Here is a 20,096-nt window from a genome sequence, read left to right as displayed (position 1 = left end):
TTAGCTTTGTGTTGAGCAAGTATTAAAAATATCTTGCTCTGGGCGATATTCAGTGCTTTGTATATGAGTTAAGCCAAGTAGGGTGTCAAAAATGTTATCGTGTGAAAAAGCATGGTTACGCAATTGTTCGATACATTGATTAAAGCGGGTATTGGCCAGTTTATTACTCCAAAATAGCATAGGCACATGGGTTTGCTCTTTAGGCGCTAATGCATATGGGAAGCCATGTAAGTACAAGCCTTTTTCACCCAGTGATTCACCATGATCAGAAACATACAGCAGAGCTTTGTCATCCGCCGGACTGTTTTGCAGTAATTTAATAAGCTTACTCAGCACTAGGTCGGTATAAGCAATGGTATTGTCATACGTGTTTGTCAGTTGCTCAGTGCTACAATTTTGAATATCGCTACGTGGGCAGTCCGGCAAAAATTTAGTGTATTTTTCTGGATAGCGGCGATAGTAAGTTGGTCCATGTGAGCCAATCATATGTAATACCACTAGTTGGTGCTTCGCATGACTCTTGGCAAGCTTTGCAGCTAATGCTTCAACCAATACTTCATCAAAACAATAACGTCCGTCACAAAGTGGATTGCTCTTTGTGGGTTCTACCGTTTGTGAGTTTACTCGTGCGCAAACCCCTTTACAGCTGCTATTGTTATCAATCCACGTTACTTCTACACCACTTCGTTGAATGATATCTAGGGCATTTTCTTGGCTTTGCGCGATGCGCGAATCATAGTGATTGCGGTCTAAGCGCGAGAACATGCAAGGTACTGAAATGGCCGTTGCGGTGCCACATGAACTAACATCACTGAAATATTTAACGCCAAGTTTAGGGGTATATTGATTAGTCGGCTTGTCGTAACCTTGCAGTGAAAAGTTTGCTGCGCGTGCAGTTTCGCCTACCACCATAATCGTCAGTGAACTTTGTTGCTTAGCTAATAGGTGCGGTGTTTTATCTAAGACTTTAAATGGTAAAGGTGGATAAAAATAATTATCGCGCAGGTACTTATAGCCCGCAGTATAAAATGCAAAGGGGGTAATGTAGCTGGTTAATTGACGATTATTACGCCCTACAGAGGCGTAATCTTTATAAAAAGGAACGGCAATAACAGTTACAGCAATAAACGCTGTAACGTTAAGAAGCGCAAAGCTTTTAAGACGAACACGAAAGTTTCCGGAAATTTTAAAGCGAGAAAACAAGTAAGCAGGCAGTACCCCTAGCACAGCAATAAAAGCGATAACTTGTACATTAAGATATGAAAATGCCTCGCCTGTATTTGTCTCTAAGATATTTTGCAGCATGCTTTTATCAAAGATAACACCGTAATTTAAGGTTGCATAAAACAACAATGATGAAACCACGATGCTTGTTAAAAGCACGGGTTTTACGAAGGTGATTAACGATAACCAACTTAACACCATTGCCGTCAGTGCTAATAAGAAAAACGGCACGCTTGCTATAAATAACCAATTGACATGTTCAGGTTTGCTGGCTACTTCAAGCATGTTACATAAAAACAGGCCATTAAATGCAATAACCAAGTACAACGACACCAGCCAGACAAATTGGCTGTAGCTAACGTGCCATTTTTGAGTAAAGAGTTGTTTAATTTGCATGCTCATAATGATTCCTTATCGCTACGATTTATTTGGTAAGCGATACAACTGTTCGGTATAAGCTAAATTGCTAAATAAGACGTGCGCTAAGGCTTTTTTGGCAAGCCCAACGCTGCTACCTGTGTTATCGATGGCAACTTGGGTTTTACTTGTAGGGTCATAGCGCCAATAGCTCACTTTTTGGTTTGGCATCAGGATCACGGCTTGACCATTTTCTACGTAAGCAAAGTTGTCGTAGTACTGCATCATGGCGCGCTCTACAGGGTATTGTTTCGTTAAATCATAACCAAGCATAGGGGTTGCTTGCTCAACGCCTAATAACGACAACAAAGTAACAGGTAAATCAATTTGGCTGACTAAGCGAGTATCGCGCTTTGCATCCATATCACTATTTAGGATCACAGCAGGGATATGGAATGATTTAAGCGGCACAGGCTCTGAACCAAACACGCGCACATCATGATCTGCAACCACTAAAAATACCGTGTCTTGCCAGTAATCTTGCGTTTTTGCTTTTGCGATGAATTTACCGAGTGCATAGTCAGCATATTTGATTGCTAGGTCGCGTTTGTAGTTTTCTGGGTCGTGGCCTTCAGGCAGTGTTACTTTACCTTCTGGAATATCGAATGGGTCGTGGTTACTTGAGGTAAACACAAGGCTGAAAAATGGTTTGCCTGATTTATTTAGCTCGCTTAGCTCTATATCAGCTTGATTAAACAAGTCTTCGTCGCTTGCTCCCCACGACGAAATAAACTCAGGGTTTTGTATGTCATTAATATCGACAATATCGCTAAAGCCATTCCCTAAGAAAAAGCTTTTCATATTATCGAAATGACTTTCACCGCCGTAAATAAACTGGGTGGTATAGCCGGTGCGGCTTAATACATCAGCAAGTGAGAAAAAGTTACGCTGAGATTTAGAAAGTTTGACCACCGAGCGTGAAGGTGACGGGGTAAATCCGGTTGTTACCGCTTCAATCCCTCGAACAGAGCGTGTGCCAGTGGCATATAAGTTATCAAACCCCCAGCCTTGTTGATAAAGTTTATCTAGTTCAGGAGTCACTCCAATGCCACCTAGTTCGCCGACAAAGCGTGCGCCTAAGCTTTCTTCTAAAATGATCACTAAATTCTTTTGTTTGCCTGTGCTAAAAGGTGTGTTGTTGGCAAGGGTAGGAATACTCTCAGTGATAAACTGCTGTTTATAGGCTGCTTGCTTTACTGTTTGTAAAATCTCATCACGTGGCATAGTACCGTATAAACTACTGGCATTTTTTTCATTGCCCATATTCTTAATAGCAAAGGCGACACTGTAAGTTGAATTAAGGGCTAAGGAGTTAACTAGTGAGTCACTTGAAAAGTACACTAATGCAGGGTTTAACGGGCGATGGCTTACAGTGCCTCTTGCGCTAATTAAGCAAACTAATAAAGTCGTAACGAGTATCACCACTTGGCTAACCGTTTTAGCATTTTGCTGTTTGCTAAATGCAGCATTAATATAACGATACGCAAACACACAGCTAAGCGTTGCAATAATTAAAGTGCTTATCATGGCAAACAGGTGGCCATGTAATAGCATAGAAAAGACTTCTTGAGGATAGTCTAGGTATTCAACAAATAAACGATTTGGTCGTACATCGTATTGGGTAATAAACGCGGGAGTCGAAGCCTCTACAACCACGATTAAAGTCACAACTATGCTGCTATAAAGAGTAAAAACATGCTGAAAAAAAGCGGTTTTTCTGCGCACAAGCAGATCAGCGAGTAACATCAAAACAGCCAAGGCTGACAAGTAGCCTAAACTACTTAAGTCGACTCTTAAGCCGCCAAATAAAACGGCAAGGCAATCGCCATCAGCTAACCTTTGGTGTTGCCATACAAGCAAGGCTATTCTCGACAGTATAAAAACTGACATTAAAATTAATGAAAAACGGAACAAAGGTTTTAAAACAGAGAGTTTTGCTGTCATAGTCGTACTTACTTAATCGAAACTACGGCAATACTAGGAGTCGAAACTTAAGAAACCCTGATGGTAATCTTAATATTTTCTAAACTAGAAAAACTTCAGTAAATCTTAAGTGAACCTTAAGATTAAAAGCGTAACCTGATGACGCTAAAGCGGTTTTTACCTAAATGAGTAACTTATGAAATTGTTGATTATAGAAGACTCGGTGTCATTAAGACGTAGTCTACGAATTGGCCTTGAGAACCTAGGTTTTACTATTGATGAAACCGGCGATGGTGCTGAAGGTTTGAGTATGGCAATGACAGGTGAGTACGAATTAATCATACTCGATATTATGTTACCCAGTATTGATGGTATTACGTTATTACAAACCATAAGAGCAAAACAGCTTGATGTGCGTGTGCTAATTTTATCTGCCAAGCAAGAACCAGAAGATAGAGTGAAAGGGTTACTCACCGGGGCCGATGATTACCTGACCAAGCCATTTTCGTTTGATGAGCTGCACGCAAGGTTATTAAATTTAATGCGTCGAGGCGGCCTGAAAACAATTAGCGATGTGATCTATATTGATAACTTGGCTTTAAATTTACAATTAAAACTCTTGCAAGTTGATGAGACTGTAATCGATTTAACCCCCAACGAATATAAAATAGTCGAGTGTTTATTTAGTAACCAAAATAAAGTGATCACTGCTGAAAAGTTAAGTACTTATATTGCAGGGCAATATGACCTAGTTTCAAAAAACTCTATTGAAGCGCATTTATCCTCAGCGCGTAAAAAGGTGAGGGCAGCAGGTAGTGAACTACCTATTCAAACTAAGCGTGGTTTTGGTTATATCATTCAAGGAAAATAATGAAGTCAATTCGCAGTAGGTTAGTAACCACATTATCGATTACTATAACTGGACTGGTACTAAGTATTTTAGTTGCTACTGATATCGCCGTTGATAGTTGGATTGATAACGAATTTAATCGTGGCATGAAATCCAAAGCCGGTATGCTTATGTCATTGATTGATATTGACGAAGAAGGAATTGATTTTGATTTTTCAGGGCTGTTTATGCCTGAGTTTTCTGGCAATACAGAAACTGAGTATTTTCAACTTTGGTCGCAGTCTGGCGTGTTCGCGCGTTCAGAAAGTTTGGATCTTTTCTCACAAAAGAGCTTACCTTCAGAAAAAATTAAACTGGGCGAGACAAAAATCATCAATATCGAGTTACCTGATGGTCGAAATGGTCGAGTTATTTATACTCGCTTTATACCGCCTTTAGACCTAGATGATGATGAAGACCTCACTGAAGGTGTTAACACCTCTTTGCAACAACCCATCACGTTAGCTTATGCGGCTTCATCAGAAGAAGTTGATTTTGTTTTATGGCTAATCGACGTTATTTTTGTTGTTTCTACTGTGTCGGTAATTGTATTCATTCGTCTATTTGTGCGTAAATCAGTCGACAGTTCTCTAGCGCCGCTGAATAAACTAAACCGGGATATTAGCCAGCTGAGTATTGCAGATAAAAATGCTGTAATCGCGATAGAAGAACCTGTCAAAGAGTTGCAACCCATTGTTGATAGCTTAAATGCTTTTATCCAAGAAAACCGCCAGCTTTATTTTCGAGAAAAACGCTTAACCTCAGATATTGCTCATGAGTTAAAAACGCCGATTGCTGAGCTTATAAATATGGCTGAAGTGGCCATTCGTTTCCCAAATGAAAAAGAGCTTGAGGAAGACTTTAAACCCGAAGTGCTAAAAATTAGCCAGCGCTTAAAGAGTATTGTGTCGAACTTATTACTACTGCATAAGTACAGTGATGAAGCACTCCCAAAGCAAGATGCATGTGATTTAAATCAGGTTATTTTGCGCACCTTAGAAAAGTGTGATTTAGAGCGGGTTAAGTTTGAGTTTCAAGATGATATTCCTGCCGTTGTCAGTAACTTATTTGCCCTTGAATCAATTATCACCAATCTTGTAAATAACGCAAAACAATACAGCCCCGATGAGAGCATCGTGACTGTAAGCACGCTATTGAGTAAAGATGATAAGTTGTATCTCTCTGTTACAAATGAATTAAAAGTCCCATTAACAGAAGACGATTTGAGCCAGTTATTTGATCCACTCTGGCAAAAAGACAGTGCCAGAACCTCTAATGATAACTTTGGGTTAGGCTTATCTATTGCCAAATCGTTAAGTAAAGCAATTGATGCTGAACTTCAGGTGTCGTTAAGTGGGCAAAACATAACCTTTAGTTTGATTATTTCTTAAGGCTTTGCAGGCGTTTAATATGTGTGCAACACTGACGTTATCAAAAAGAAATTAATAACAATAAGGAACAACACGATGGGAAAAATTATAGGTATTGCTTTAATCGTTATTGGTGTGGCGCTAGCCGTATGGGGATATAACGTGTATGACTCTGCAAGTGCGCAAATTAGCCGTACTTTTAGTGGTGATACACCAATTGAAGCTTGGCTCGGTATGGTCGGGGGCGCAATTTGCGCAATTGTGGGTATTTTAAAAGTTAAATAACCGCAAACATTGAAATCAATTAGCTAATACCTGATACTGTGTTTATATACAGTGTCGGGTTTGGCTATGAAAACACAATTACCAGCAAAATATTATTTAAGTCACTTCTTTGAGCTTGCTGAATTTATACAATCTCAGTGCAAGCATCTGCTTTTAGAAGAGCAGCAGTTATTTCTTGAAAAACTCCTTCAGCTTGATGAGCAAAGCTTATGTACTTTGCTGCGTATATATTCTCGAAAGCCAAAAATCGTCGCGTTATCATCATTAAATTATGAAGAGATCCCCAACCTGCACGGTGCTATTTTTAAGCTAAAGCAGCAAGGGCTGGTGGCACATCCTAGCAGCGATGAATTAGACCTATTGCTTGAGCATTTAACCAAACCAACCCTGTTAACCTTATTAGCGAATGATGAGTTAATGGCGACTAAACCTGATTACAAAAAGTCAGCCAGTAAACAGCGCTTGACCCAACTGTGTAAAGAGCATATTGATCGCAACCACAGTGAATTAGAGGCGTTGTTTAGTCAGTTCGTGGTCAATAGCCGTTGCCAGTATTATGAATACTTTGAGTTTTTACATAGTGGCCGACTAAGTGGCGGCGATATCAATCATCAAAATCGTTTTGTGATGCGTGATTTAGGGATTGCAAAAGTGCGAGCTGATGTGAATGAGAGCATCTCTCGTTTTCAAACGCTAGCCGAAGCACAAACGCATTATCAATTAAATAAGCTGCGAATGCAGTTCAAAGAAAGTGACTCAGAATCACAGTATCAAAATTTAGCCCAAGCGCTTTTAGCCATTAGCTGTGAAGATGAATTAGCCCAGAGTATCAAAAACAAGTTACTGATCCGCTTGTATAAGCAGCTTAAAGAGCATGACTTAGCATTTGCATTTGAATTACTTGAGCACTGTGAAGGCAGTAGTGAAGCGCAAGAGCTGGCAATTCGTCAGCGTTATAAACAAGGTGATAAAAACTGGGTTGAACAAAAGCTTGAGCAAGTTATTCAAGACCCGCTTGATGATGGCATTTTATATTTTGCAGAGGACTTTTTACAGCGTAAATATAATAAGCAACAACGCTCACGCCTAACACAAATGCTCATTGATACCGAGCATCAATTAGAGGTTGATGATATTTACCGTGGCGATGTAGAGCAAGGAGTGTGTGAGCATTATCAACAGCTGGGTAATACGGTATTTTTTACCGAGAATAATCTTTGGTTGAGCTTCTTTACCTTAACGTTTTGGCAAGAACTCTTTATAGAGACCCCGCACCCGCCGTGTAATGAATTTGATCTTTATCCAAAGGTGTTGCTGGCTGATTGTTTTTACACAGTGCAACAAACACAAATTGAGCAAAAGCTTGCCAAATTCACTAGTAATGAAGCTTTGTATAAATATATTTGCAAAAACGCAGGGCAGTTTTATGAAGCCCCCAATAGCGTGTTTGTGTGGCACAGCGACATGTTAGAGCCGCTAGAGGTATTAATAAAACACAGCCCGCTTGCAAATTTAAAAGCGCATTTACTACAAATGACAAAAACCTTTAAGCAGCTCAAAGATGGCTACCCAGACTTGATGGTGTTAAAGGGGGATACACTCACCTTTGAGGAAGTGAAAGCCCCTGGCGACAAATTAAGACGCAACCAACTTGTCAGTATTGAGGTGTTAAAACAACATGGCTTTGCAGTAAATATCGTTGCGGTAAATTGGTTTAATGATCCGAATCGTATTTACAGTGTGGTGGATATAGAAACCACCGGCGGCGTACAAGCTAATAATAAAATTACCGAAATAGCGGTTGTGCAGTTACAAGCGGGTGAAGTAATCAATAAATGGGCGAGTTTAATCAATCCTGAGCGCAGTATTCCTGCTTTTATCACCAAGTTAACGGGGATAAACGTTGCTATGGTACGTGATGCGCCACGCTTTGAAGAGATTGCCGATACACTGCGCTCACTATTAAAAGGCAGTGTATTTGTTGCTCATAATGTGAATTTTGACTTCGGCTTTATTCGCAAAGAATATGGTGCACTTGGGCAAGGCTTTAAAATGCCAAAGCTATGTACTGTAGTTGAATCACGAAAGGCATTTCCAAAGCTTAAGTCATATTCGCTTGGTAACTTAGCGGCACATTTTGAATTGAATTTAACGAATCACCATAGAGCGTTAGCTGATGCAACTGCCACAGCAGAGTTGTTAAATCTGATTCAACAAACACAATCAAAAAAGGCGAGTTAAACTCGCCTTTTAAACTTAACCTGTCCTATTCTAAATAAGATTATTCGTATTCGATAGGGTCAGTAACGTTATTTAAAGCAAAGGCTTCTAAGCGCTCTTGGCAAGCACCACATTTACCACAGGCCTTGTCTCGGCCGTTGTAACAGGTCCACGTTTGGCTGTAGTCAAGACCCATTTTTAAACCGTCTGTCAAAATGTCGATTTTGGTATTGTTTAAGTATGGGCTGAAAATTTCAACAGCGTCGTAGTTGGCAATACGGCAAACATCATCCATTTTTTGTACGAACTCAGGGCGACAGTCTGGATAAATTGCATGATCGCCTGAATGGGCACCGTAATAAACTTTACTAGCTTTTAAAGACACCGCATAACCCACAGCCAGTGAGAGTAAAATCATGTTGCGGTTAGGCACAATTGTGCTCTTCATGCTTTCTTCTTCGTAGTGACCTTCTGGTACTTCGATATCATCAGTTAGTGATGAGCCACCAATTAATTGGTTGATCGCTGAAATATCAACAATCTTGTGAGAAACACCTAACTTTTCACATACTTGAGCAGCTACTTTAAGCTCTTTAACATGACGCTGGCCGTAGTCGAAAGACAGGGCATACACTTCGTGGCCTTGTTGCAGGGCTTTATTTAATACGGTAAATGAGTCCATACCGCCGGAATAAATCACAACTACTTTTTGCGTCATATCTGTTTTGCTCTTACTTTTGATAGAGGTTTACTTCAGGGCGCGATATACTACACGGCTCGGGCCTAAATAACAATTTTTGCGCGTGTTTTTGGTTTTTTTGATGGTATGTATTTTATACCGTTGCGTCGTAAGTGAGATGTCTTTTGTACAAAATTAACGAAGTGTTTGAAACAATTCAAGGTGAAGCGAGTTTTACGGGTACACCTTCAATCTTTTTACGTTTACAAGGCTGCCCTGTGGGTTGTGCTTGGTGTGATACAAAACAAACATGGGACGTTGATAATGTGTATAAAGTGTCACTTGATGACACCGTTGAGAAAAAAGCAGACTCAGATCATTGGGCAGAAGCAACAGCGGAGCAAGTGTTAGCGCTATTTAAAAAACGTGGCTACAACGCAAAACATGTGGTGATCACCGGTGGTGAGCCTTGCATGTACGACTTAAATCCAGTGTGTGAATTATTACATGCAAATGGCTATTCGACTCAAATTGAAACCAGCGGTACGTTTGAGATTTTAGTCCCTGAGCAGACATGGGTGACTGTATCCCCAAAAATTAATATGCGTGGTGGCTATAAAGTATTACGCAGTGCAATGCAGCGCGCTGATGAGATTAAACACCCAGTGGCAATGCAAAAGCATGTGGAAGAGCTCGAAGATTTATTCTTAAAAACAGGTGTGAATCCACGTTTAGTGTATCTACAACCAATTAGCCAAAAGATCTCAGCAACTAAACTTGCTATTGAAACCTGTATTGCAAAAAACTGGCGTTTATCGGTTCAAGTACATAAATATTTAGGAATTAGCTAGGGTTTAGCCGTCAGCCGTCAGCCGTCAGCCGTCAGCCGTCAGCCGTCAGCCGTCAGCCGTCTGATCTGACCCCGATAAAGTAGACACGGGGGTTAATATTTCCAGTTAAAAACAAAAAAGCGTTGCACCATGGCAACGCTTTTATACTATGTTCTTGTAACTCGTAACTATCAATTCTGCGCTAAATAGTTCAACACCACCTGATGATGGTCTTTGGTTTTGAACTTATCAAACACATGTTTGATTTTACCGTCTTGGCCTACAAGGAAGCTAATACGATGAATTCCTTCGTATTCTTTACCCATAAACTTCTTGTAACCCCAAATACCAAAGGCATCAGCAATCGCGTGATCTTCGTCGGCTAATAAATCAAAGTTAAGCTCTTTTTTGGTTTCAAAATTCTTTAAACGCTTGATTGGATCAGGGCTGATACCTACAACACGTGTATTTAATTTAGCTAGCTCAGCTTTTTCATTACGTAAGTTTTCTGCTTGCACAGTACAACCTGGTGTTGATGCTTTAGGGTAGAAATAAACCAGTACTTGCTGCTCTTTTAAAAGATCAGCGAGTACGATAGTTTCGTCATTTTGATTTTGTAAACTAAAAGCTGGGGCTGTGTCGCCTGCTTGTAATGGATTAATTGTTTTCATGCTTTGCTCCTTAGCGAATGCGTCTGAAAATATAATCTACGTTCAAACTACGAGAAAGATCTTCAAAGCTCACTTTAAAGTTATCAATATCGACTTCAACAGGAATATTAAACTCAAGTTCACAGCGCATTTTAAGCTCGTCATCTTCATCATAAGTGTCCGATTTAAGAGAACAAATGCTGATGTTGTTATCAGCAAAAAAGCGCGTAACTTTACTTAATGTTCCTGGTGTATCAATACCTGTGTATTCGAGGGTGTAACCGGCACAAAATTCACATGCAACATGACTTGCAGTGCGTTTCATCATGGTTAAAAGGCCTAGCTCCATTCCTTTAGTTGGCAAAGTATGTTCAATGCGGCTAATTGCCGACATATCACCTGCTAGTAGCATGATAAAGGTGAACTCGTTGCCCAAAATAGCAATGCGACTGTCAATTATATTGCAATGGCAATCACTCACTAACTGAGTTAATTCGCTGACGATACCGGGTCTATCTTCGCCAATCGCAGTGAGTACTATCTGATGATTTGTAAAAGCAGTCATGGAATTTTAAATACCTAGTAATTAACAATACCAATGGATATAAGCTTGATTAAGCTTTAATTTCACGTGAGTTTAATACCGCACGGCGGCGAAGTTTAACATAATTTGCTTAGTTAACGATAGCGACGATTAATTAAGCCGTGAATAAAGTGCGCTCTTTCTTGTTTTTAGGGGCATCAGAAAGTACCATAGTTAAAATTTTGCAAGGCGATAAGCATTCAAACACGTTACGCTAGCCCAATCTATTCGGGTTTTTTGCATAAAAACAAGAAATGTAAAGTTAAAAGTGATTTTACAGTGAACCAAATCGGTATTACCCACTCATATATTTGTTAAAAGAATTAAGGGTTTGCTAAGGAGAAATATCTGTGCAGTATTGGATCTCAAAGGCGCTTGCTGTAAGCGTAGTGGTAAGTTTAACTGGGTGCGGTGTATTTACCGACGAAGCGCACCACAAACGCAATTATCGTGCTAATCAACCAGTCAAAGCACCTGAAGGTTTAGCGCAACCGGCTCAAGATCCGACATATAAAATGGACGTTGCGCAATACGACAATAACCCTGAAGCGAAAAACTACCGTCCGCCAGCACAGGTTATTACCATTGCTCAAGGTAGTTGGGTAGAAGAGGGTGACAAAGATGCGCGTGTTTATTTTGATAAAAACGACGGTATTGTTGATTTAGACGAGTTTATTTGGGACTCGATCCACGCCGTGTTGAACGAAAAAAATACTTCTGCAATAAAAGAAGATAAGCTTTTAGGAAGTGTTGAAACAGATTGGTACACAATTATAAAGCCAGAAGATGGTTGGTTTTGGGAAAGCGAAACCGAAGTATCACAACAACGTTTCTTATTTACTATTGAAGAAAAATCGCACCAACGTACTGCGTCATTAAATGCTAAGTTAGTAGATTATAAAAGCGATAGTCAACCACTTACACCGCTTTTACAGCAACAGTTAGAAGTGCGTGCGTTAAACCAAGTTGTCGCTGAATTTGATTATCGCTATCGTCAACTTGAAGTTGAAATGCGCAAAAAGCAAGGTGTTATCTCGTTAGAGATGGGGTTTGATGACAAAGGGAATGCAGCTTTAGTGACTGAGCAGGACTACTTTGCTGTGTTTGAGCGTTTTTCAGGTTTCTTAGAGCGCTTATCTTTCACTATTGTAGAAATTGACCAAGATCGTGGTTTGATCACGGCTGATTATAAAAAGCCAGAATCAAGCGTATGGGACTCAATTTGGGGTGAAGAGTTAGCTGAGCTGCCAATTGAAGATGGCCAATATCAAATTCTTGTTAGTCGCACTAAAGAAGGTGGCACAAGCTTAACGTGGATGGATTCTGCAGGCACAATTCTTGAGCCAGGAACAATGAATGATCTCCAGCAAGCATTAGAGAATGCACTGCGTCAGCGCGGTATTAATATTTAATAATTATAATAGTTAAAACCACCACAAAAAGAGCTTAGCCGCTCTTTTTGTGGTTTTTACAGGTTGAAAATATGTCTAACTTAAACACAGCCCATCGCAGTGACTTGCGAACCTTGTTTACCTTTTTCGTTCCCTCACTTATAGGTGTCTTCTTGTTTATGACGCCGGTACCCATAGGTGAGGCAATGACCATTCCGATTGCTGTTATGGCAAAAGCTGTGCAGGCGTGGATAGCTCCTTTCGCGCTTGGTTTAATTACGAGCATTGTTTGCATTACCGGTATTTTATCTTTAGTGATAAAGTTGTTTAAACCCCAGCCATTACTTAAGTTCTTTATAATTAAACATTTATTTGATGTTAGTTGGTTGTGGTTGAGTGTTCGTTTATTAGGCATGGTTTTTATCGTTTTGACCTACACAAAACAAGGGCCAGAAATGATTATTTCCGGTAATACCGGTGCACTGGTTTTAAACGACTTGTTGCCAGTGTTGTTTTCTGTGTTTGTTTTAGCGGGCTTACTATTACCGTTATTATTAAACTTCGGCTTGTTAGAGTTAGTCGGTACCTTATTAACTAAAGTGATGCGTCCACTTTTTGGTGTGCCAGGTCGCAGTGCGGTTAACTGTGTAGCATCTTGGTTAGGTGATGGTAGTGTGGGTATTTTGATGACCGCTCGACAGTATGAAGATAAACACTATACACAACGCGAAGCTGCCATTATTGGTACTACTTTCTCTGCAGTATCAATTACCTTTTGTTTAGTTGTTATTGGCCAAGTAAAGCTTGAACACTTGTTTGCACCGTTTTATTTAACAGTGTGTTTGGCGGGTTTTGTTGCGGCATTAATTGTGCCTCGCTTACCACCATTACGCTTCAAAAAAGACCTTTATTTTGATGGCTCAGAGCCTGATAAAGACGCAGAATCAGTGCCTGAAGGTAAAACATTAGTCTCTCATTCACTTGATGTGGCGCTTGCTAAAGCACGCACTGCACCGGGTTTTGCTGGTACAGTGAAAGAAGGTCTACATAACGCCTTTGATATGGTATTCGCTGTGTTACCTGTCGTTATGGCTGTGGGCACATTTGCCTTGGTTATTGCTGAATATACGCCAATTTTTGAATATATGGGCAAGCCGTTTGTGCCATTTTTAGAGCTATTACAAGTACCTGAAGCTGAAGCTGCGGCACAAACAATTATGGTTGGATTTGCTGATATGTTTATTCCGTCAATTCTTGCAGCGGGTAGTATTGAAAGTGATGTAACACGGTTTATTATTGCAGCAATGAGTGTGACGCAATTGATTTATATGTCGGAAGTGGGAGCACTGCTTTTAGGTAGTAAAATTCCGGTTAATATTATCGAATTGTTCTTCATTTTTATTTTAAGAACTTTAGTGACATTACCGGTGATTGTCTTAATGGCACATTGGTTAGTGTAATCTTAGCTAAAGCATTAAATAGAAAAGCCCTGATTATTCATCAGGGCTTTTTTTATCTTCATTATCATCGCTTTTAGGCACTTTGAAGTCCATTTTTGCTGCATGTTTTAGCAACATAAGGTTACCAATTACTACACCAAACACAGCAACAACAATGGCTATAATTTGCCAAGTTTCCATCTTGAAATCCTGCCGATATACACAGCGATATAGTAGCACTTAAAATCGTCTTGCATAAGACAGTGAAATAAAATCAAGGCCAGGGTTAGGGCTCTTGAAACCCGCATTTGAGTAATGTAAATATCTAAGTGCTAAGGTTGAGTCGTCACCTAAATCTGCAACTAGACCCAATCTATCTTCAAACTGATAGTGAGTACTAACGTTTTTGCCTGCAAAACGGGTGTCGTCCAATAGTGAAACGCCAATTCCAAACTCCACATAAACAGGCATGTTTTTCACATTAAACACAGGGTATTGGATCACTGGAGACATAGCTAACACGATATTAGTTTGATGTTTGTTGTCTTTGCCATACTGCCAAATATTAAAACTAGATTCGAAGTACAAGCGGGCGTGTTGCAAGGGCAACTTTTCATTGGGTACATGGTACTGATAGGCCAGCTTTAGACCTTTTACATCACCTTCACCTTGAATGTAATCAATGGCATAACCATGATTTGAAGCTGAATAACTTGGTGCTGCTAAAAGAGCAGCTGCACTCAAAATAAGTGCTTTTAATGGCTTTTTAAATTTCATTTCGGTACTTCTCATTATGTCGATGAGCAAGTAAATAAGGCGGTGTTAGGGGCTTTTCAATGTGCAAAAAAACACAGAAGCTGTGCACATTCTCATATTTTTTAGCAATTAGCTGAAAACTATGGAAAAAATCGATTGGTGCTTAATTGGCATTAAAACAATGTCAGATTGTTTCTTTTTTTACGGATTTAATATCGGTATATTAGCGAAAATTTTCGTTTAGAGGTGAACACGATGACCAAACTAGTTAACTCATTTTTGCTAATTGCAGCATTTTTTGCTGCATCTGCTTTTGCCAGTGAAGACCGCTCGCCTAAGCAATTATTAGAATCAGTCACTGCTGATTTATTTGTTGATATCGCAAATGTAAATGCGAAAGGTGATGCAAGCTCAGAAGCAATGGCGAATATTGTTGAAGAACGCTTATTACCACATATGGATATTAAGTTTGTATCGTACAAGCTTTTAGGTAAGCACATCAAAGGTCTGCGCCGTGAACAAGCCGTTGATTTTATTGCTGCGGTTGAGCATTACTTAACAGTGACTTATGCTGGCGCGCTAATGAAATACACAGGCCAAAAAGTAATTTTTGATCAATCACAACTAATCGACGATGGTTATGCAACTGTTAAGACACAAATTGTTGATGACAATGCGCCAGCTATAGATTTGCACTTTAAATTACGCCAAGGCAAAGACAAGCAGTGGAAAGTATACGATATTGTTGCTGAAGGTATCTCACTGTTAAGCGCAAAGCAAAAAGAAGTGCTGCAGCGCATTAGCCAAGTTGGCATTGATGAAGTGACACACGAATTAGCAAGTAAGTAAGTCAGCTAAAAAGCGCGATTACCTTCACCTCATCGGGCTTTTTAGTTACTTTCAGTCTCCAACCAAGCAGTGAGTACCGTCCATGTGCCGCTGCTTTTCTATTTTCTTTAAAAATCACCTACTTTGCGCTAGCACCTGTAACCCTCTGTGGTAGAATCATACTACTTTTCTTGTTTACCAGAGTATCTGTCAGATACTGTGTTATTGGTCGCAATATTAAGCAAACTGTCAGTTAAATTTTGCTATAACTAAGTGCTTAATAAGACATCGAATAATGTGCAGCGGAGTTGTGTTTTTTTAATGGAAAATGTACTGATTTGGCCAAAGGAATACCCGTTACTGATCAAAGGATTAGCTGAGCAAAACGGGGCTTATATTTTAGACGCTTTAGAAGCTTGGCCGGCATGTCGTTCTACTAATGAAGATGACGGTGTGTGTACGACGGTTCTTCCGCCTATTTATTACCTTACTTGGTTGACTCCTCTTGAACCGTTTGAAGAGTGTTATTTCCAACACATCTCTGAATTTGATGAAGCTGCGCTGCATTACATTAATGCTATGAAAGCGCACTTTTTAGAAAACGACTATACCCCTGAGAGTCTTGTTTTAATGTTATGCCAGCGCTTAGAGAAATACGCTAGTGCATTTGCTCAATCGGCTGTTAAAACACCTATAACTTTGATTCACCAGTTATTTAATCGTCGCTATTTTACTGTGATAGAACATGTGCTTAATCACGGTGCAAAAATGTCTGCGGACGATGTATTAGAGCTGTGGACCGAAGTTGACTTTAGAGAGCGTTTTAGTGGTTTTATCCCTGATTCAGTGGCTGATCTTGAATCATTAACGGCGCTTGCAGCTGAAAAAGTTGCTCACGGTGAAGATTACTTCACTTTACTAAAACTTGTATCACCTGATGTTGACTCAGCATCGTTACTTGAACAAGCTTTACTTGCCCACTTGAGCCACAAAAATGCTAAACAAACCATGGCAAAGCGTTTTATTGAGCAAGGCGCAACAGGTGCATTAGCTGACGAAAACGGTAAAACAGCCTTTATGTGGGCAACCGAAAAAGGCTATGTGAATGTTGTTGAGACAATACTTGAACATCAAGATAAGAAGGCCCAAGACAACAAAGGGAATACAGCATTACATTACGCCGTATTAGCCGAGAATGGACCTTTACTGGTGTTGCTTTTAAAAGCGGGCTATGACTTTAGGGTTCGTAACAAAGACGGTCTAAGCTGCTACAGACTTGCAGTTAGCATTAAAGCAGATAACTTAGTTAAATGCCTTGAGCATGACTTTGGTATTAAAGAGCTTTCGCCAGAAGGGCAGTTTGATCGCGTTAAAAAAGTGCACTTACTCCACGCGATTGTAACTGTGTTACTACCTGTGCAGTTGTTCTTCTTTTTTGACGATAGCATTGCTATTAAAAGTGAGTTAACGCTGGGCTTTACATTAGTTTCTATCTTATGCTTTTTCTTTGCTACAAGTTTAAAACGCTGTGCGCTGTACCCGCATATTCGTCATCCATGGGGGCTGTTTATTTTAAGACTGTTTTCACTATTTAGCTTAATTGGCCAAGTGGGTCTGGCAAGTATTGTCGCGCTAGCCACCTTAGCAGAGTTGGTGTGAACGCATAAAAACTAAATAAAGTGACATAAAAAAACGGCAACCTTGGTTGCCGTTTTTTGTTTTAATTAAGCTAAACGAAAGTGCTTATTTATCGTGCTCATGTGCCGCTTTTTCTTCGGCCAGCTCTTCTTTTAATTTACGTATCTTAAGGCCAAGCTCTTGCCCGCGATGGCGAGCATAATAAGTGCAACCAATAAACATCAGACTGGCAAAGATTAACTCAAGTAATACCCAAATCAGCTGTTCTTGTGCGACCCATAGTAATGTAAAACCATGGATAAAATAGAACATCACGATAAAGTTTGCCCACGCGTAGGTGTATGGCTTATCTTGAATAATCCCTTTTAGTGGTAATAGAAGAGGGAGTATATAAACAACAAAGATAAAGCCGTTACTGTGGCCTTCTCTTGGGGCAATTAAAAACAACCAAACTGGCATTAAAATTAATAAGCCGATATAACCAATCAGTGCAAAACGTTGGAATCGTTTAGTAATTGGCTTTTTGGCAACAGGCTGATTTAGCTTTGGTTCCAAGCTCATTGTAATTTACTCGTAATCAGTGCCAAGCGTTTTCCAACACTTTGGCAAATTTTAATTTCGTCTTTACTTAACACATTGCTGTTATTGCTACCGGCCACATGAGTCGCACCGTATGGCGTACCACCAGTTTCAGTTGCTAATAACTCAGGTACCTCATAAGGCACGCCAAGCAACATCATACCGTGATGTAACAAGGGCAGTGATAGATTCAACAAGGTAGCTTCGTTACCACCGTGCATACTGCTCGATGACGAAAATACACAAGCAGGTTTATCTATTAGCTGACCTTTAAGCCATAGATCACTGGTGGTTTCCCAAAAGCTCTTTGCTTGTGAGGCCATCATGCCAAATCGAGTAGGGGTGCCAAAGGCCAAGCCATCACAATTAATTAGATCATCTTTGCTGATCACAATATCGTGTGGCTGACGTTTTACAAACGTGCGCAATAAAGCAGTTGCTCCTTGTTGCTCAATCGACTCGGCTATCTCATGTGCCATTGCTTCTACAGAGCCATGGCTTGAGTGGTATAGCACAACAATGTTTGTAGTCATTAAAGTACGCTTAATACGTTTTCTGGTGGACGACCTAGAGCAGCTTTGCCGTTATTTTCAACAATAGGGCGCTCGATGAGTTTAGGGTTTGCAGCCATTGCAGCAATTAATTTGTCTTCGTTTTGCTCGTTTTTAAGCTCAAGCTCTTTGTAGATGTCTTCTTTAGTACGCATTAATTCACGCGCTGAAGTAAAGCCCAATTGGCTAATTAAGGTCGCAATTTGCTGCTCATTAAGTGGTGTTTTTAGGTATTCAACAACACTTGGTTGTACGTTATTGTTTTCTAATAGGGCAAGTGTTTCACGCGATTTTGAACAACGTGGATTATGATAAATAGTCACAGACATAGTGTGTTCTCACATTTAATAATTTGGCTTATTTTAGGGCAAGCGCTGCGAGACTTAAAGTCTCGCAAGCTCTTTTTGTAATTGACGGTATTGCGTGAGTAGGGCTTTTAAACGTTGTTGTTTAACTAATTCTTCAGGCTCAACAAAGTTTAGTGCTTTTTGAATTTCATCAGCTGCCTTTAAATAAGCACCATACTGGGCCAGTACATTGGCATGCGCTTCATGATAAGAAGCCATATTCTCTTGCTTTTTGTAGACATCAGCAATCAGCTCTTTGGCAAGGTTGTTCTCAGGTTTTGCTAACAAGTAAGATTTTAAAATACGTTCAGCAAGGTCAAATTGTTTTGCTTCCATCGCAGCATTTGCATAGTTTAAGGCAATTACCTGATTGTTAGGTCTATCGATATCTAATTTAGCTAAAAATTCCACCGCTTCATTCGCTTTACCTTGCGCAATGAGTAAGTCGGTGTGTGTGTCTATATAAAATAAGTTCTTTGGATCTTGCTCTAGTAATGGGTTCAAAATGCTGGCTGCTTCATCAAGCTTTTTTTGATCCAACAAGCTAATACCCAAACCATATTTAAGTGCAGTGTCGTTATGAACGGTATTTTCACGCATTAATTTACGAAACAAATCTTCAGCTGCTTTGGCTTTTTGATGATAACGAGCAATAACACGGCTCTTAGCTAAGTTAAACTCTAGGCTATCGGAGTAGTGCCTTTTTGGATACTGCTCGGCACGTAAGCGCACATCAGAGACACGGCTTTCTGGCAATGGGTGAGTCAGCAAAAATGCGGGCGGCTTATATTTGTAGCGAATTTGTGCAGCAAGTTTAGTTAAAAATTCACTCGATTGGCGAGGATCAAACCCAGCATTATTTAAGGTCTGCATGCCAATTCGGTCTGCCTCTTGTTCAGCAGCACGACTATGAGTTAATTGACTAAACGCCGCTTGTGTCTGGTTTGCTGAGATAATTGCAATACCAGCATCAGGTGCAACAACGGTAGCTAAAATACCAGCAATCATACCAGCGATGGTTAACGCGCTGTTATCTTGCTGTTGTTGAATACGACGCGCTAAATGGCGCTGTGTTACGTGGGCAATTTCGTGCCCAAGTACTGAGGCAAATTGACTTTCGTTATCGGCTTGTGCCATGAGCCCTGTATGCACACCTACATGACCACCATAGAACGCAAAAGCGTTGATTTCAGGGTTATTAACCCAGAAAAAAGAAAATGGAAAACGAACATCGTTGGCGTTTGCGACTAAACGGCGGCCCAAAGTGGTCAGATACTCATCAAGAACAGGGTCATTGACAACGGGTGATGAGCCACGAATTTGCATCATCATCACTTCACCGATTGCTTGTTCTTTTTCAATCGGTAAGGCTTGTAATGCCGAGGTCCCTAAATCGGGCAGCTTAAAGTTAGTTTGTGCCTTCAACGGCTCACTGTGCAATATCGAAAATGTCAGTAATGCACTACACAGTGTAATAAAGGCTAATTTTAGTCGCAT

Annotated in this window: 20 protein-coding genes; 9 read left to right on the top strand and 11 right to left on the bottom strand. The window is 40.1% G+C overall.

All coding sequences use genetic code 11. From position 1 onward, the window contains the following. Both AOG27_RS14710 and AOG27_RS14705 read right to left on the bottom strand, forming a co-directional pair. Complete coding sequence (locus AOG27_RS14710; RefSeq protein WP_082389287.1) at positions 1 to 1,626, bottom strand: phosphoethanolamine transferase; 1,626 nt, start codon at positions 1,624 to 1,626, stop codon at positions 1 to 3. A 15-nt stretch (positions 1,627 to 1,641) separates the two neighbouring features. Further along, the gene (locus AOG27_RS14705) at positions 1,642 to 3,585 is read right to left on the bottom strand and encodes an LTA synthase family protein (protein ID WP_054553754.1); all 1,944 of its coding nucleotides are present in this window, start codon (positions 3,583 to 3,585) and stop codon (positions 1,642 to 1,644) included. A gap of 175 nt (positions 3,586 to 3,760) precedes the next feature. Here AOG27_RS14705 and AOG27_RS14700 point away from each other — a divergent pair, with 175 nt between their 5' ends. The 4 genes from AOG27_RS14700 to AOG27_RS14685 all read left to right on the top strand — a co-directional run bounded on the left by AOG27_RS14700 (position 3,761) and on the right by AOG27_RS14685 (position 8,349). Next, positions 3,761 to 4,435 carry a response regulator transcription factor gene (locus AOG27_RS14700; RefSeq protein WP_054553753.1) on the top strand — a complete coding sequence of 225 codons (675 nt, stop codon included), beginning with the start codon at positions 3,761 to 3,763 and terminating at the stop codon, positions 4,433 to 4,435. Next, the gene (locus AOG27_RS14695; RefSeq protein WP_054553752.1) at positions 4,435 to 5,844 is read left to right on the top strand and encodes a sensor histidine kinase; all 1,410 of its coding nucleotides are present in this window, start codon (positions 4,435 to 4,437) and stop codon (positions 5,842 to 5,844) included. The genes AOG27_RS14700 and AOG27_RS14695 overlap by 1 nt, the downstream gene beginning before the upstream one ends. Positions 5,845 to 5,919: 75 nt before the next feature. Continuing rightward, positions 5,920 to 6,108, top strand: coding sequence for a DUF3185 family protein (locus tag AOG27_RS14690; RefSeq protein ID WP_054553751.1), 189 nt, complete (start codon positions 5,920 to 5,922; stop codon positions 6,106 to 6,108). Positions 6,109 to 6,174: 66 nt separating this feature from the next. Beyond that, a complete protein-coding gene (locus AOG27_RS14685) occupies positions 6,175 to 8,349 on the top strand; it encodes an exonuclease domain-containing protein (RefSeq protein WP_054553750.1) in 2,175 nt (724 codons plus the stop codon). Between the two features lie 40 nt (positions 8,350 to 8,389). Here AOG27_RS14685 and queC read toward each other — a convergent pair whose 3' ends face one another. Continuing rightward, positions 8,390 to 9,070, bottom strand: coding sequence for a 7-cyano-7-deazaguanine synthase QueC (gene queC, locus AOG27_RS14680; protein ID WP_268795049.1), 681 nt, complete (start codon positions 9,068 to 9,070; stop codon positions 8,390 to 8,392). Between the two features lie 122 nt (positions 9,071 to 9,192). On the opposite strand from queC, the gene queE reads away from it, so the two are divergent. After that, positions 9,193 to 9,858 (top strand): 7-carboxy-7-deazaguanine synthase QueE, encoded by a 666-nt coding sequence (queE, locus tag AOG27_RS14675; protein ID WP_054553748.1) that lies wholly within the window; start codon positions 9,193 to 9,195, stop codon positions 9,856 to 9,858. A gap of 170 nt (positions 9,859 to 10,028) precedes the next feature. On the opposite strand, the gene bcp is transcribed toward queE, so the two are convergent. Next, entirely contained in the window at positions 10,029 to 10,508 is a 480-nt protein-coding gene (gene bcp / locus AOG27_RS14670; RefSeq protein ID WP_054553747.1) for a thioredoxin-dependent thiol peroxidase, read from the bottom strand. 10 nt (positions 10,509 to 10,518) lie between these two features. Continuing rightward, the gene (locus tag AOG27_RS14665) at positions 10,519 to 11,052 is read right to left on the bottom strand and encodes a glycine cleavage system protein R (RefSeq protein ID WP_054553746.1); all 534 of its coding nucleotides are present in this window, start codon (positions 11,050 to 11,052) and stop codon (positions 10,519 to 10,521) included. A 368-nt stretch (positions 11,053 to 11,420) separates the two neighbouring features. On the opposite strand from AOG27_RS14665, the gene bamC reads away from it, so the two are divergent. Both bamC and AOG27_RS14655 read left to right on the top strand, forming a co-directional pair. Beyond that, a complete protein-coding gene (gene bamC / locus AOG27_RS14660; protein ID WP_054553745.1) occupies positions 11,421 to 12,482 on the top strand; it encodes an outer membrane protein assembly factor BamC in 1,062 nt (353 codons plus the stop codon). 71 nt (positions 12,483 to 12,553) lie between these two features. Beyond that, on the top strand, positions 12,554 to 13,921 hold the full coding sequence (locus AOG27_RS14655; RefSeq protein ID WP_054553744.1) for a YjiH family protein: 1,368 nt from the start codon (positions 12,554 to 12,556) through the stop codon (positions 13,919 to 13,921). Positions 13,922 to 13,954: 33 nt separating this feature from the next. Here the strand turns inward: AOG27_RS14655 and AOG27_RS21275 are convergent, their stop codons facing one another. Next, entirely contained in the window at positions 13,955 to 14,101 is a 147-nt protein-coding gene (locus AOG27_RS21275; RefSeq protein WP_082389286.1) for a DUF2897 family protein, read from the bottom strand. A 39-nt stretch (positions 14,102 to 14,140) separates the two neighbouring features. Further along, a complete protein-coding gene (locus AOG27_RS14650) occupies positions 14,141 to 14,677 on the bottom strand; it encodes an acyloxyacyl hydrolase (protein ID WP_054553743.1) in 537 nt (178 codons plus the stop codon). A gap of 234 nt (positions 14,678 to 14,911) precedes the next feature. Between AOG27_RS14650 and AOG27_RS14645 the strand changes: the two genes are divergently transcribed. Both AOG27_RS14645 and AOG27_RS14640 read left to right on the top strand, forming a co-directional pair. After that, positions 14,912 to 15,505 (top strand): MlaC/ttg2D family ABC transporter substrate-binding protein, encoded by a 594-nt coding sequence (locus tag AOG27_RS14645; protein ID WP_054553742.1) that lies wholly within the window; start codon positions 14,912 to 14,914, stop codon positions 15,503 to 15,505. A 300-nt stretch (positions 15,506 to 15,805) separates the two neighbouring features. Beyond that, positions 15,806 to 17,143 (top strand): ankyrin repeat domain-containing protein, encoded by a 1,338-nt coding sequence (locus AOG27_RS14640; protein ID WP_054553741.1) that lies wholly within the window; start codon positions 15,806 to 15,808, stop codon positions 17,141 to 17,143. 84 nt (positions 17,144 to 17,227) lie between these two features. On the opposite strand, the gene AOG27_RS14635 is transcribed toward AOG27_RS14640, so the two are convergent. From AOG27_RS14635 to AOG27_RS14620, 4 genes are read right to left on the bottom strand one after another with little or no spacing between them, the layout of a single operon-like run. After that, complete coding sequence (locus AOG27_RS14635) at positions 17,228 to 17,683, bottom strand: DUF2069 domain-containing protein (protein ID WP_054553740.1); 456 nt, start codon at positions 17,681 to 17,683, stop codon at positions 17,228 to 17,230. Continuing rightward, the gene (gene wrbA / locus AOG27_RS14630; RefSeq protein ID WP_054553739.1) at positions 17,680 to 18,234 is read right to left on the bottom strand and encodes an NAD(P)H:quinone oxidoreductase; all 555 of its coding nucleotides are present in this window, start codon (positions 18,232 to 18,234) and stop codon (positions 17,680 to 17,682) included. The genes AOG27_RS14635 and wrbA overlap by 4 nt, the downstream gene beginning before the upstream one ends. Beyond that, positions 18,234 to 18,581 (bottom strand): arsenate reductase (glutaredoxin), encoded by a 348-nt coding sequence (gene arsC / locus AOG27_RS14625; protein ID WP_054553738.1) that lies wholly within the window; start codon positions 18,579 to 18,581, stop codon positions 18,234 to 18,236. Before arsC ends, wrbA begins: the two co-directional genes overlap by 1 nt. 54 nt (positions 18,582 to 18,635) lie before the next feature. Further along, positions 18,636 to 20,096 (bottom strand): M48 family metalloprotease, encoded by a 1,461-nt coding sequence (locus AOG27_RS14620; RefSeq protein ID WP_054553737.1) that lies wholly within the window; start codon positions 20,094 to 20,096, stop codon positions 18,636 to 18,638.

Source organism: Pseudoalteromonas lipolytica, assembly GCF_001306915.1.
Lineage (GTDB): Bacteria > Pseudomonadota > Gammaproteobacteria > Enterobacterales > Alteromonadaceae > Pseudoalteromonas > Pseudoalteromonas simplex.
The sequence above is the reverse complement of the archived record's forward strand: the minus strand, read 5'-3'. Positions and strand labels throughout refer to the sequence as shown.

What these genes read in the sequence shown, in the direction of transcription:
- AOG27_RS14710 (WP_082389287.1), bottom strand. Translation starts at nt 1,626, where the DNA reads ATGAGCATGCAAATTAAACAACTCTTTACTCAAAAATGGCACGTTAGC.
- AOG27_RS14685 (WP_054553750.1), top strand. Translation starts at nt 6,175, where the DNA reads ATGAAAACACAATTACCAGCAAAATATTATTTAAGTCACTTCTTTGAG.
- AOG27_RS14705 (WP_054553754.1), bottom strand. Translation starts at nt 3,585, where the DNA reads ATGACAGCAAAACTCTCTGTTTTAAAACCTTTGTTCCGTTTTTCATTA.
- bcp (WP_054553747.1), bottom strand. Translation starts at nt 10,508, where the DNA reads ATGAAAACAATTAATCCATTACAAGCAGGCGACACAGCCCCAGCTTTT.
- AOG27_RS14635 (WP_054553740.1), bottom strand. Translation starts at nt 17,683, where the DNA reads ATGAGCTTGGAACCAAAGCTAAATCAGCCTGTTGCCAAAAAGCCAATT.
- AOG27_RS14645 (WP_054553742.1), top strand. Translation starts at nt 14,912, where the DNA reads ATGACCAAACTAGTTAACTCATTTTTGCTAATTGCAGCATTTTTTGCT.
- AOG27_RS21275 (WP_082389286.1), bottom strand. Translation starts at nt 14,101, where the DNA reads ATGGAAACTTGGCAAATTATAGCCATTGTTGTTGCTGTGTTTGGTGTA.
- AOG27_RS14690 (WP_054553751.1), top strand. Translation starts at nt 5,920, where the DNA reads ATGGGAAAAATTATAGGTATTGCTTTAATCGTTATTGGTGTGGCGCTA.
- AOG27_RS14695 (WP_054553752.1), top strand. Translation starts at nt 4,435, where the DNA reads ATGAAGTCAATTCGCAGTAGGTTAGTAACCACATTATCGATTACTATA.
- wrbA (WP_054553739.1), bottom strand. Translation starts at nt 18,234, where the DNA reads ATGACTACAAACATTGTTGTGCTATACCACTCAAGCCATGGCTCTGTA.
- AOG27_RS14650 (WP_054553743.1), bottom strand. Translation starts at nt 14,677, where the DNA reads ATGAAATTTAAAAAGCCATTAAAAGCACTTATTTTGAGTGCAGCTGCT.
- arsC (WP_054553738.1), bottom strand. Translation starts at nt 18,581, where the DNA reads ATGTCTGTGACTATTTATCATAATCCACGTTGTTCAAAATCGCGTGAA.
- AOG27_RS14620 (WP_054553737.1), bottom strand. Translation starts at nt 20,096, where the DNA reads ATGCGACTAAAATTAGCCTTTATTACACTGTGTAGTGCATTACTGACA.
- AOG27_RS14665 (WP_054553746.1), bottom strand. Translation starts at nt 11,052, where the DNA reads ATGACTGCTTTTACAAATCATCAGATAGTACTCACTGCGATTGGCGAA.
- AOG27_RS14640 (WP_054553741.1), top strand. Translation starts at nt 15,806, where the DNA reads ATGGAAAATGTACTGATTTGGCCAAAGGAATACCCGTTACTGATCAAA.
- AOG27_RS14655 (WP_054553744.1), top strand. Translation starts at nt 12,554, where the DNA reads ATGTCTAACTTAAACACAGCCCATCGCAGTGACTTGCGAACCTTGTTT.
- AOG27_RS14700 (WP_054553753.1), top strand. Translation starts at nt 3,761, where the DNA reads ATGAAATTGTTGATTATAGAAGACTCGGTGTCATTAAGACGTAGTCTA.